Origin of the sequence: Nocardia brasiliensis IFM 10847, assembly GCF_000710915.1 — a bacterium.
GTDB lineage: Bacteria > Actinomycetota > Actinomycetes > Mycobacteriales > Mycobacteriaceae > Nocardia > Nocardia brasiliensis_A.
In genome coordinates this window covers 120,133-132,146 of the sequence record NZ_BAUA01000044.1, presented here as the reverse complement: position 1 = coordinate 132,146, position 12,014 = coordinate 120,133, and the positions used below count along the sequence as shown (strand labels likewise).

The following is a 12,014-nucleotide window of genomic DNA, read 5'->3' as shown; positions in this document are numbered from 1 at the left end:
TCGCGCCGGGCCTGGCCCTCCCACTCAGGAGAGCCGGGCCCGGCGCGACCACTTTGAGGAGGAATACGCCGTGTCCCCCAACAGATTCCGTGACGCCGCCTACGCTGCGGCGGAGCGGGGGTGGATGGTCTTTCCTTTGCGGCCAGGCTCCAAACGTCCCGCCATCGTGGCCTGGCCAAACCAGGCCACGACCGACCACGATCGCATCACTCGATGGTGGACACGCAATCCCACCTACAACATCGGAATCGCTACCGGCCCCAGCGATTTGCATGTGATAGACCTCGACACCCGCCATGACCACGACGGGGCCGACACCCTCTGCCAGCTCGCGGTTGATGCATCGGCGCGGGCGTCGTTGCTCACCTTCGCGGTGGCGACACCGAATGGCCGTCACCTCTACTACCGGGTTCCCGCCGGTATGCGCCTGCCCAATACCGCCTCTCGAATCGGTGCCGGAATCGACTCGCGGGGACACGGCGGCTACGTCGTGGCCGCAGGATCGCGGATCGGACCAGGCTCCTACCGCGTTCTGTCTGCCCGTCCACCGGTGGTGCTGCCGGACTGGATAGTCGAACTGCTTGCGCCACAGCCACTTTCCCCGAACCGTTCGATGTCGACACCGCCCCGCAGTCTCGACGCCTACCTCAACGCCATCGTCGCCGCCGAAACCCACAACGTCCGCGCAGCGGAGCCGGGCGTTCGCAACATCACCTTGTTCCGCGCCTCGTTCACTCTCGGCCGTCTGGTGGCGGGCGGAGAACTCGACCAGCTGTTCACCCGTGACTCCCTTGCCGCCGCGGCGCAGGGCCACATCGGAATCCAGAATTTCACCGCCCGTGAGATGTATCGCACGATCGCCAGCGGCTTCACCATCGGCGCCAACCGGCCGCGCCGTCTGGCCCGACCGCAGTGATCTCCGCCGCTGGCCTTCCGTCCCGCAGTCTTTCCTTCCGCTCCCGAGGAGTGCTCATGCCTGAGTTTCGTGTGCTTTGGGAAATCGACCTCACCGCTGGGACTCCGTGCGACGCGGCGCGCCTGGCCCGCGAGGCACGGCTCGATTTCGACAGCAGCGCAACCGTATTCACCGTCACGGGTTCGGACGACAACATCGCCCATACGGTCGCTCCCGCTGTCACGGATTCGTCCCGGTGGTGACCCGATGTCGTGTGATCCGATCATCACGGCCGGGCTCTCACCTCGCCGCATCGCCCGCAACATTGCTCGGGTGTTCGCCGCCGCGACGCCACAGGATCTCGAGGCCGGACGCCGCTGGTATCCCGACGCACGTGCTCTCGCCACCCAGCTCGCTATCGAGGGCGAGGTCGCCGTCGAGACCGCCGCCATCGTGCTCGCGCACCTCTCGCCCCGCACCCCTTGGGCGCGCACGATCGGCTTCGCCCGCGCTCTACTGACCATCGGCGAGGCACGAGGGGCGATCGGTGCCAATGTCGGCCGTGCTCGCGCCGCTCTCGTCGCCGCTGATCCGTGGACGACGTTCGCCGCGACCGCACCGAAGACCCGTGCCTTCGCCGCCGCGATCCTCGGTGACCCGGACGCCGTTGTCATCGACGTCTGGTCCGCACGCGTCGCCGGAATCTCGGACCCGGCCCGCCGCCTGCGCCGCGTCGGCTTCTACGACGCCGCCGCCGACCTCTACCGACACGTCGCTCACGACCACTCGATCACCCCGACGGTCCTTCAAGCGGTCACCTGGACCGTCATCCGCGGCAAGCCCGACTGAATCACCCCAAGCCTCGGCGCGCCACCGGTCTCCTGCCCGCCGCCTCAGCGCGGGGCTTCATCGTGCCGCCACCACGATCCGACGGCGCCGACTCTCCTCCAACGGAAAGGACTCTCCTGTCATGGGTAAGGGAAGCAGCAAATCGACTGTGCAGCACTTCAACCGGCTCCCCGACGGTTCGATCGGATGCTGGATCTTCGGATGCAACAAGCCCGCGACCCGCTGGATCGATCTGGAGCGCTGGGGGATTCGCCGCTGGCTCTCCACGGCCTATTGCGACGACCACGGCGACGACGACTTACGCGACACATCCCATGTCCATCGCGTCCGGCCCATCCGCACCAACCGTCCTGATCGCAGCTCCACCCCCGATCCGGACTAGGTCCGCAGGCATGCCGCGATGGGATCAATTCATCTCTCGAACTCCAAACAAAGGTGGCAACAACGAATTTCGGCATAACCGGCACGGGCCGTAGTGCCGTACCTGGTGGCCACAGCTTGGCCTCCACACAACGACCTCCCCTTGATGGACCGGACGCACTCGCGCCCGGTCCATCTACCGTTTCCCGAAAGGACTGAGCAGCAATGGATTTCGACACGATCGGCACCGCCACCGCTGAGCTCTTGCTCCGCCAGGTCAGCAGGATATGCGGCAATTACGCCGAGCAGCACCAGTGGACCGAAGAGGAAATCGCGGCTGCTCAGCAGCGCCACCCCGGCCAGGCCGATGTGCTGTTCCACGCGTTCTACCTGATGCAGCTGACCAATGTGAACCTGTACTGCGAGATGCTGCTGCGCGCACACTGCCGCGAGCTTCTCGAACGCGTCGCCGCGGGTGCGGACACCCGCCCTGGTACGGCGGTGGAAGTCCTGTTGCTCACCCACCGCGCCAGCCTCACCGCGCCTCTGACCGCTGCCGCAGTCGGCTTGTTCCTGCGCATGTGGAAAGCCGCCTCTCTGCCTGATCCGGACAACCACACTGCAGCCCTCGACTACTACGAATCCAGCGTCGGCAGCGAAATCGACGAACTCGAAACCCGCGCGCGACGATCCGAGCAACAGGTCCAGCGCATCCCGGACCCCAGCCCCGAATGCGCGGGCGAACACCTCGGACAAGCAGTCACCTGCCGGATCGTGGGATCGATCCCGCGCCGTGCCGCTCCGGCACCTGGGATTCCGGACGCCGAATTCGCTTCTGAGAGAGGACCTCACGAATGTCCGGCATGAATTGGTCCGAGGTGTTCGGCCTACGTGTGGACGTCTACCGGTCGGTGAACGCAACCAAGACCGCGGTATCACTGCCAGCCACGATCAGCTCACCGTGGTCGGCCTCATCGACGAGACCAACGGCGGTCGGGTCGTGGCCACACCCTGGTGGCGGCAAAGCCGGCTCAGCGCCACCGCCCCGGCGGTGGTCGTGTACATCGAATACCGCTACCGGCTCGACGGCAGACAACCGCCCCAGAAATACGCCTAACCTGACACCGCTGGAACTCGACCCGGATAAACCGGCCGTCTACTACACAGCCCACAGCGGCAACTACGCCGGCGGCAGCGCGATGTTCAGCGACCCGATCGAGGCTCTGCTCGGCTATCCGCCAGGCCACGTGCTGCCCGTCCACGACCACAACCCGTTCTAGCCACTCATCAACTAGCTCCCGCACCTCGAAGGGCCAGGCAGTCCTTACCTGCCTGGCCCTTCGTCGTGTCCGACCCACGTCCGAATACGAAGGGACGCACCCATGTTGAAAGCCATGTCGTGGTTCTGCGGCGCCGGTGGCGACTCGCAGGCGATGGGCCAAGTACCCGGCGTCGAAGTGTTCTTCGGCGCGAACCACTGGGACCGCGCCATCGAATCTCACTCTGCCAACTTCCCTCTCGCCGACCACTTCTGCGGAGATCTCAGCAGCAAAGACGGACGCAGGCGAGTCGCGACATTGCCTGTCGCCGACATCTTCTGGGCGTCTCCGGAGTGCCCGCAATGGAGTGTCGCGCGAGGCAAGAAACGCGACTACGACGCCACCATGCAGGGTGACCTATTCGATACTCCCCGCGACGAGGAGGCCGACCGCAGCCGCGCTCTCATGGAAGAGGTTCCGCTGTACCTGCGTACGGTGATCGCCCGCGGTGGGCGTATCCGTGCCGGAGTAGTGGAGAACGTGGTCGATGTCCGCCAGTGGGACAAATGGTCGCACTGGCTGGCTTCGATTCGCGAACTCGGTTACCAGACACGGGTTATCGCGTTGAACTCGATGCACGCCCAGCCCGCACGTACCCCGGTCGCACCACAGTCGCGCGACCGGTTGTACGTCGCCTACTGGGACACCAAGCTGGGCCGCACACCGGATTGGTCGAAATGGTTGCGCCCGTTGGCCTATTGCCCCTCCTGCGATCAATGGGTCCACGCGATGCAGGTGTTCAAAACGCCAGGCGCGGATATGGGCCGCTACCGCCAGCAGTACATCTACCGGTGCCCGCACGTCCGGTGTCGCAACACGATCGTGGAACCGCCCGCCTACCCCGCCGCCAGCGTCATCGACTGGTCGATACCGGGCCAGCGCATCGGCGACCGCGACCGCCCCCTCGCCGAGAAGACCATGGCCCGCATCCGGGCAGGGTTGCAGCGCTACGCCATCCCGCTCATGGTCCCCGCCGGAGGCACCTGGCGCGACGCGGCGGCCCCGGTCACCGAGCCGCTGAGCACGCGCACCACCCGCGAGAACGACGCACTGGCGATCCCGGCCCCGTTCCTGGCGCTGCTGCGGTCCGACCGCGCCCGCACGGTGGGCTTGTTGGATCCACTGGCCACCATCGTCGCCGACGGCAGCAACCACGCCCTGGTCGTGCCGTGCGAAGGCCGCGACGGCAAGGAAGCGGTACCGGCCAGCCTGCCGCTACGCACCCAGACCACCCGCGCCGAAACCGGCATAGCATTCCTGCCCTTCATCGCCGAACTGCGCGGCGGAGCATCCGACGCCCGCCCGGCCACCGACCCCTTGGCAACGGTGACCGCCAGCGGCAACCACCACGGACTGGTCACCCCCGACCCGTTGCCCGAGCAGGTCCGCGAAGCACTACTGCTGCCCTACTACAGCAACGGACTGGCCCGCCCCATCGGGCAACCGGTACCCACGGTTTCCACCCGCGACCGGTTCGCGCTGGTCAATCCGGACACCATGGCCGACCTCGATATCGACGACGTGCGTTTCCGCATGCTCGACCCGGACGAGATCGGTCTGGCCATGGCGTTCGCCCGCGACTACGTCGTACTGGGCAACAAACGCGAACGCGTGCGCCAGTACGGCAACGCCGTCACCCCGCCCGCGGCCGAAGTCATCGTTTCCGCGCTGGTCGAGGCGATCACCGGCGAACAGATGGAGCGGTGGGCGGCCCCCGTCGCCGCCTAAATCCCCCGCACACAGTGGGTCCCGGGCAGTCCTTACCTGCCCGGGACCCCTCCAACTCTAACCAGGGAACCCCGATGCCCACCAACAACACCTTGCAGTTCGCGCGTCTCATCGCCGCACTGGCGTCCCAGTCCTCGACATGTCACGTTGAGCGCACGGGTGAACTGTCCGGCGGTCCCAGGCAAGTAGCAGTGCGCGGATCGAGCTGGTGTCCGGAGTGCTGGCGATCTGCCCCAAGGGGATCAGGGGTGGTCGGGTAAACCGCCGATGAACCTGCGGCACGGCGATGGGGACGAACCTCCGCTGGCGCTCCGGTCGCCGCAAAGAGCGCGGCGATCCCCATCCCCGCACCGCAGAACCCCCGCCGGCCCGCAGGGCCCGGCCCTCCCCTGATGGCGAAGCCGCAGATCGCCAGCCCTCCAGGCACCGCCCGATCACGGAGTTCTCCGGATCGGGGGTCGGGAGGGGTTGGGGTCAGTCCAATTCCGTTTCTCATTCGAGGAGTGCATTGTCATGGCTGGAGAAATCGTCGTCCCGGTTATGGGTAATCTCACCGCTGACCCCGAGCACAAGCTGTTGCCCAGCGGCCAGACCGTCGCGAACTTCACCGTCGCGCAGAACTCGCGCGTGTTCGATCGTGAGTCCAACGAGTGGCGCGATGGTGCCACGGTGTTCATGCGGTGCGTGGCGTGGGCCGAGCTGGCTGATCATGTCGCGGCCACGCTGGCCAAGGGCATGCGGGCGGTCGTCTTCGGTCGGCTGCGTCAGCGCAGCTATGAGGACCGCAACGGCATTATGCAGTGGATCACTGAGCTGATCGTCGATGACATCGGGCCGTCGCTCAAGTACGTCACTGCCGAGGTGCACGTCCGCGAGGCGGCCGACGATGAGCAGCCGGGTGCCCGCCGCGGTGACCGCGCTCTGGTCGGTGCCGGTGTCGGGGATCAGCCCGGCTTCTGATCGCTGTCACCTACGCAGGGAGCCGCTCATCCGTGAGCGGCTCCCTGCTGCTGTTCTGCACGACAACCAGGAGGTGGCTGTCGATGTCTGTCCGCGAATCCTCACCTGTCCCGTCCGTGGTGGTGCCGGGGGCCTGGTTAGCGCTGCTGATGCTGTCGCGTCAGGTCCGCGAATTGATCGTCGCCCGTGACGATCTGCTCGACGCCGCCGCCATCCACGCCCTGTGCGAGCACGAGGAGCGCCTGATCGGCCAGGCCCGCTACTACGACCGAACCCGTGCATGCGCAGGGCTGCGGTGAACACCTCGACCGCCCGTGAGCCATTCACGGAGGAAGGAGATCGATCGTGGGACTGATCTGGATCGCGGCCGTCGCCGTACTTGCCGCGCTGCTGCTGTGGTGGGCGTTCCCCACTCTGGCTCGGATCGTCGGGTTCTTCATCGTGTTCGACTCACTGCTCGCGCTGGTGTTGACCCCGGCTCGCGCGATTCCCGGCCGACTGGGGTGGCTCGCGCTCGGCCTGGTCATCTGGCTGGCCGGGCACTGGGCGTACGCATTCAAGCACGGCGCGTGGGCCTCGCCCATCGCCCTGCGCATCTTCGCCCTGCCCGGCCTGCGCTGGATGATCCCCCGCTGCACCCTCATCCACTTCGACGACCGCTACCGGTAGATCGCGCTCCCCGATCCCCGTGTCCTCACCAGGATCGGGGTCCAGTGTCGCGCTACGCAGCAGTTGCCGAACCCGTCCCACGCCGAGCCCGGTGATCGCGCACAACTGCGATTCGTTCATGCCCCGTCCGTGCAGGCGCGCCAGCGCGGCTCCTGCCCCGGCTTCGGCTTCCGCTTCCACCCGCGCATATCGCGCGTTCGCGGCGGCGATCGCGGTGTCCCGCCTGCACGCCGCCCGCCTCAGCCGCCCGTACAGTTTGCCGAACTCCACCAGATCGGACTCGTTCGCCCGCACCAGTCGGGCCTGCTCGGCGAGCATCTCCGCCATCACCCCGTGCGCCCACTTGCGCGCATTCCCTGTATCCGCCATCGCGGACCTCCCTTCCCGAATCCCGCGCCCGGGACCGTTTCGCCCGGCCTGTCCCGCGCGGTGAATCATTCATTCATTTCCTCTCTTCATCCAACATCCCACCCCTTCGTTACATTCATCAATCCCTCCAGAAATTCCTCACCATCACTCCCCATATGGGATTTATTCTATTCATCGACACACCTCTTGCATTCACATGCTTACTCGTGGGTAATGTCTTTTTAGAGTTTACATTCCGCGCTATTTTCGAAGAGGTGATGACCCTTCACCGCTTACACGCCGGAGACGGCTACGAGTACCTGACCAGGCAAGTGGCCAGCGGTGATCGCCTGCGCGACCGCACCCGTGACCTCACCGACTATTACACCGAGCACGGCACCCCACCGGGTGTATGGATGGGCCGCGGCGCGCGTGCACTCGGCTTGTCCGGAAATGTGACCGAAGCACAGATGCAGGCATTATTCGGGGAAGGATTGCACCCTGACGCGGACGCCATCATCGCCGCGGCGATCGCCGAAGGGAAGACGGCGAAACAGGCGGTCGAAGCCGCCCAAATCGGCAGAATCTTCTACGAATATTCCACCGAGCCCAGCCCCATTCGCAACATTTTCGACCGCAAGGTCGACGAATTCACCCTCACCCAGCGGTGCCGGCCCGACTGGGACGAGCGCACCATCCTGCGCACCGATGCCGCCCGCGAACACCTCGCCACGACACTCGGTCGCGTCCCGGACCGCGCTGAGATCGCCGAGGCGCTGGCGGCGGAGAAAGTCCGCACGCGCAAGGCAGTGGCCGGGTTCGATTGCGTGTTCACCCCGCAGAAATCGATCAGCATTCTGTGGGGGCTGGGTTCGGATGCGGTGCGCCGCGAGATCTGGCAATGCCACCTCGAGGCCGTGACAGAGGTGCTGGAGTACGCCGAATCCCGCTACGCGGTGACCCGCCGCGGCGCGAACGGCGTCAGGCAGATCGACGCGACCGGGCTGATCATCGCCGCGTTCACCCACTACGACAACCGTGCAGGGGACATGAATCCGCATACGCACGCGGTGATTTCGGGAAAGGTCCTCGGCTCCGACGGCGAATGGTCGGCGCTGGATGCGCGAGCGCTCTACGCGGCAGCGGTGTCGCTGTCATGCCGCTACAACGCCACCATCGTCGGAAAACTCAAGCGGCGCATGGGATGGCGCTTCGAAGAACGCACCCGCGGGCGCGGCAAACTGCCCGTGCTCGAAGTCGTCGGCGTAACCGAAGCCATGGTTGCCGAATTCTCCCGCCGCGACGACATCCTGGCCCGCTTCGAACAACTCGCCGCCCACTACCGGGACACACACGGACACAACCCGAAGCTGACCACCCAGTACAAACTCGCGCAGCAAGCGACCCTCGAGACGCGCCAGCACAAGCCGTTGCCGACCACATTGCGGCACATGATCGCCGAATGGGGCGTCCGATTCCGCGCCGTGTTCGGCCACCGCAGCGGGCAGGAATTCGTCGACCGCCTGCACTGGGAACACACCCATCCCGACGCGCCCCGGCCCTTCGATCCGAACGAAACCGCGGCCGCGGTCGGTGTCGACCTCGGCGGTATCGCCGCGCTGCCGGCCGCTGCTCCAGCGCAACTCGAGTACGCGATCAATTCCCAGCTCGATCGCTGCTTGTTCGATTCGCCGCAGGCGCGGACCGCCGCTCGTGCGCAGGTAGTTGCCCGGCTCGTCCCCGAGCCGGAGCAGGCCGTGCTCGATCGGATCGACGAGATCTGCGCCGTGCACAAGCGCAGCGTCTACGATCCTGCGGTCATCGCGGTCGAGGTCACCGAGATCGTGGGACGGCGCCGCCCTACATGGACCGAAGCCAACATTGCCTCCGTGGTCGAGGACCGCCTCGCCGTCTGCGACTTCGCCTCCGACCAAGCACACCGCGACGCGGTCGCCCACGTCACTGCCTTGGTCCGCGACAGGCACTCGATCCAGCTGAGCATCGACCCGGATCCTGTCCCAGCCGCCGTGGCACGGGCGTCCGGGGAGAGCATTTTCACCACCACCGGCTCCATCCGATATACCTCCCCCGCCGTGCTGGACGCCGAAACACGTCTGCTCAAGGCTGCCCGGACGCCCGTACGCGGACAGCTATCCGCTCCTGTTGTGGACAAGGCGATCAAGCGCGTCGAAGCCCGCGAATCCTGCCACTTGAATCCCGGCCAGCGTGCGATCGCCCGCTATCTGTGCACCGTCGACACGCGGCTCGCGGTTGCGATCGGCCCGGCCGGCACCGGCAAGACCACCGCCATGAAAGCTGTCGCCGAAGCGTGGCAGGCGGCCGGGCGGACCGTCATCCCGCTGGCACCGTCGGCCTCGGCCGCCCGCGAACTCGGCGCCAGCCTCCACGCCCCGGCCCGCACCCTGCACAAACTGTTCGCCCAAATCACCTTCGGAGTCCCCACCGGACTGACACCCGACACGATGCTTCTCATCGACGAAGCCGCCATGGCCGCCACCTTCGACCTCGACAAACTCCTGACAGTGGCCACCAGCCACGGCGCGATCATCCGCTGTATCGGCGACCCCGAACAGCTATCCGCCGTCGAATCCGGCGGCATCATCCGCACCATCGCCCGCGATCTCCGCGCTCCCCAGCTTCGACAGGTTGTCCGCTTCGACGACCCGAACGAAGCCGAGGCCACCCTCGCTGTCCGCGCCGGCGACGCCAAGACAGCGTGGGAGTTCTACCACGATCACGGCCGGATCACCCACGGCATGAGCGACCAACTGCGCACCGCCATCCTCACCGCACACCTGGCCGACACCGCAGCCGGAATCTCCTCGGTCATGATCGCCGCCACCCTCAACGACGTCTCCGCCCTCAACACCGCCACCCAAGCCGCACACATCAACACCGGACGCGTGCGCACCGATGGCGGCCGGATTCCGTTGTCCGACGGGCACTGCGGATTCCCCGGCGACATCGTCGTCACCCGCGCCAACAACCCCCACCTGAAGATCATCGGCGGGCGGCGCCACGGCACGCAGGTCGACAACGGCGACCTGTGGCGCATCCGCCGCGTCCACACCGACGGCTCGATCACCGTCACCGGTACCAGCCACCGCGGATCGGTCCTGTTGCCACCGGACTACATCAGCGAGCACGTCGAACTCGGCTACGCCACCACCGTCCACCGTGCCCAAGGCATCACCGTGCGCCGCGCCTACCTGCTCCTCAACGCCACCCTCGGCCGTGCCCTGGCCTATGTCGGTCTCACCCGCGGATCCGAACTCAACCGCCTCTACCTCGCCACCGACGCCCTTGTCGACATCTCCGGCGACCAGCAACCCGACGACCCGCAAGAACCGTTGCGCTGCTTCGCCCGCGTGCTCGCCCGCGAGGACGACAACCGCTCCGCCATCGACATCATGCGCGCCGAACAAGCCGCTGCCGACCGCCGCATCCACGCCAGCTACCAGCACGCCCACCAGCTGCTCGCCGACGCCCGCGCCGAATACCTGCTCGATCGGGCCCTACCGGTCATGTACTTCCATGACGCGAAACAGTCACCGACCTACCGGGATCTGCTCGACACGATCGCTCTCGCCGACGCTCACCACTTCGACACCGCCGAGCTGGTCGCCAGTATCGCCACCAACAACTACGACGATCTCGGCGAATCCCTCGCCACCGCCCGCGACACCGCCGCGGTCCTGCGTGCTCGCGCCGACCGCTGGATCCGGCACCGCCTCCCAACAACCACCCCCAACCCGCTCGTCATCGCCCCTCACGAGACCCTCACCGCCACAGACGAACACGCGCTCTTCGCGCTGGTCGGGCAAGCCAACACCGGACCCTCTCCCACCCTCGCGACACAGCCACGATTCCGCGCCCTACGCGACCTGTCCTCCGCCCGGCAGTGTCCACCCGTACCGACACCCTGGCCCGGCATCGACGTTCAACTCGCCGACTACGCCCACGAACTACGCCGCCGAGTCCTCGCGCGCGCAACAACCACTACACCTGTCACCGATCCACTGGCGCGCTCACGGGAAACCTCTGCCGTCACCACTCCCATGGGGGAAGAAACCCCAACACTCAATGGCACTCTGACTGCCACCGCCATGCCGGACACCGAAACACTGTGCGACGTCAGCGCATACGACGCTGCGTGCCTGATCGCGGACCTCAATGCCCACGAGACCCTCGCACTCAGCTCCGCCGCTCCCGTCGGCACCGAACCACCGACACCCGGTTCCGCGGTGAGTCCCGACCGTCTGGACCGGATGCGGGCCGACTACCACTCCTACGTCAAGGAACTCGCCGATTCCCACACCGACCGATGCCTCTACCGGGCGCTGCCTGCCGTCCTCTACCGACTCGCCACCCAATCCCGGCACTGGACACCCTTGCTCGACACCATCGCCCTCGCCGGCGCCCACCAACTTGACACCAGTTCGCTCATCGCGGCCATCGCCACCGACAACTACAACGACCTGGGCGCCTCTCTTCTCCTCACCGACGACCCTGCGCGCGAACTACGCGACCGCGCCGACGGATGGATCCTCCAGCACCTACCCGACCCACGCTCCACCGACCAAGCCCGCTTTCGCGCACTCAATGATTGGCCCTATTCCGGTCAGTTCAGACCGATCCCCAACTACCCCGGCCGCGACGAACTGCTGGCCGACTTCGCCGACGAGCTACGCCAGCGAATCGAACGGGCACGATCACTCAACCGCACCGCCGCCCCATCCACAACGACCACACCCGCCCCACCCTCGCCCGCGCCCGCGCCAAAGCGAACCACCACATCCGGCCGTCGCCGTGTCAAGTCAGCTACCCCCGGCGCCAACCACCGTCGACATCGGCGCGGGCTGTAA

11 protein-coding genes are annotated in these 12,014 nt (G+C 66.6%); all 11 read left to right on the top strand.

Annotated elements, in window-relative coordinates; all coding sequences use genetic code 11:
• Positions 1–70 precede the first annotated feature (70 nt).
• The 11 genes from NBRGI_RS09235 to mobF all read left to right on the top strand — a co-directional run bounded on the left by NBRGI_RS09235 (position 71) and on the right by mobF (position 12,014).
• On the top strand, positions 71–916 hold the full coding sequence (locus tag NBRGI_RS09235; protein WP_029894517.1) for a bifunctional DNA primase/polymerase: 846 nt from the start codon (positions 71–73) through the stop codon (positions 914–916).
• A 56-nt stretch (positions 917–972) separates the two neighbouring features.
• Complete coding sequence (locus NBRGI_RS09230) at positions 973–1,158, top strand: hypothetical protein (RefSeq protein ID WP_148310421.1); 186 nt, start codon at positions 973–975, stop codon at positions 1,156–1,158.
• A gap of 4 nt (positions 1,159–1,162) precedes the next feature.
• Positions 1,163–1,744, top strand: a complete 582-nt coding sequence (locus tag NBRGI_RS09225) for a DUF7178 family protein (protein ID WP_029894509.1) — start codon at positions 1,163–1,165, stop codon at positions 1,742–1,744.
• A gap of 121 nt (positions 1,745–1,865) precedes the next feature.
• The gene (locus tag NBRGI_RS43600) at positions 1,866–2,126 is read left to right on the top strand and encodes a hypothetical protein (RefSeq protein WP_148310420.1); all 261 of its coding nucleotides are present in this window, start codon (positions 1,866–1,868) and stop codon (positions 2,124–2,126) included.
• A gap of 203 nt (positions 2,127–2,329) precedes the next feature.
• Positions 2,330–2,971, top strand: a complete 642-nt coding sequence (locus NBRGI_RS45040; RefSeq protein WP_051727611.1) for a hypothetical protein — start codon at positions 2,330–2,332, stop codon at positions 2,969–2,971.
• A 94-nt stretch (positions 2,972–3,065) separates the two neighbouring features.
• Positions 3,066–3,221, top strand: a complete 156-nt coding sequence (locus tag NBRGI_RS48090) for a hypothetical protein (RefSeq protein ID WP_158439838.1) — start codon at positions 3,066–3,068, stop codon at positions 3,219–3,221.
• A gap of 265 nt (positions 3,222–3,486) precedes the next feature.
• Positions 3,487–5,151, top strand: coding sequence for a DNA cytosine methyltransferase (locus NBRGI_RS09200; RefSeq protein ID WP_051727610.1), 1,665 nt, complete (start codon positions 3,487–3,489; stop codon positions 5,149–5,151).
• A 513-nt stretch (positions 5,152–5,664) separates the two neighbouring features.
• A complete protein-coding gene (ssb, locus tag NBRGI_RS09195; RefSeq protein WP_029894503.1) occupies positions 5,665–6,111 on the top strand; it encodes a single-stranded DNA-binding protein in 447 nt (148 codons plus the stop codon).
• A gap of 83 nt (positions 6,112–6,194) precedes the next feature.
• Positions 6,195–6,410, top strand: coding sequence for a hypothetical protein (locus tag NBRGI_RS09190; protein ID WP_148310750.1), 216 nt, complete (start codon positions 6,195–6,197; stop codon positions 6,408–6,410).
• Between the two features lie 46 nt (positions 6,411–6,456).
• Positions 6,457–6,780, top strand: coding sequence for a hypothetical protein (locus tag NBRGI_RS09185; RefSeq protein WP_051727609.1), 324 nt, complete (start codon positions 6,457–6,459; stop codon positions 6,778–6,780).
• 575 nt (positions 6,781–7,355) lie between these two features.
• Positions 7,356–12,014 (top strand): MobF family relaxase, encoded by a 4,659-nt coding sequence (gene mobF, locus NBRGI_RS09180; protein WP_158439836.1) that lies wholly within the window; start codon positions 7,356–7,358, stop codon positions 12,012–12,014.

What these genes read in the sequence shown, in the direction of transcription:
- NBRGI_RS09230 (WP_148310421.1), top strand. Translation starts at nt 973, where the DNA reads ATGCCTGAGTTTCGTGTGCTTTGGGAAATCGACCTCACCGCTGGGACT.
- NBRGI_RS09225 (WP_029894509.1), top strand. Translation starts at nt 1,163, where the DNA reads ATGTCGTGTGATCCGATCATCACGGCCGGGCTCTCACCTCGCCGCATC.
- NBRGI_RS43600 (WP_148310420.1), top strand. Translation starts at nt 1,866, where the DNA reads ATGGGTAAGGGAAGCAGCAAATCGACTGTGCAGCACTTCAACCGGCTC.
- NBRGI_RS45040 (WP_051727611.1), top strand. Translation starts at nt 2,330, where the DNA reads ATGGATTTCGACACGATCGGCACCGCCACCGCTGAGCTCTTGCTCCGC.
- NBRGI_RS09200 (WP_051727610.1), top strand. Translation starts at nt 3,487, where the DNA reads ATGTTGAAAGCCATGTCGTGGTTCTGCGGCGCCGGTGGCGACTCGCAG.
- ssb (WP_029894503.1), top strand. Translation starts at nt 5,665, where the DNA reads ATGGCTGGAGAAATCGTCGTCCCGGTTATGGGTAATCTCACCGCTGAC.
- NBRGI_RS09190 (WP_148310750.1), top strand. Translation starts at nt 6,195, where the DNA reads ATGTCTGTCCGCGAATCCTCACCTGTCCCGTCCGTGGTGGTGCCGGGG.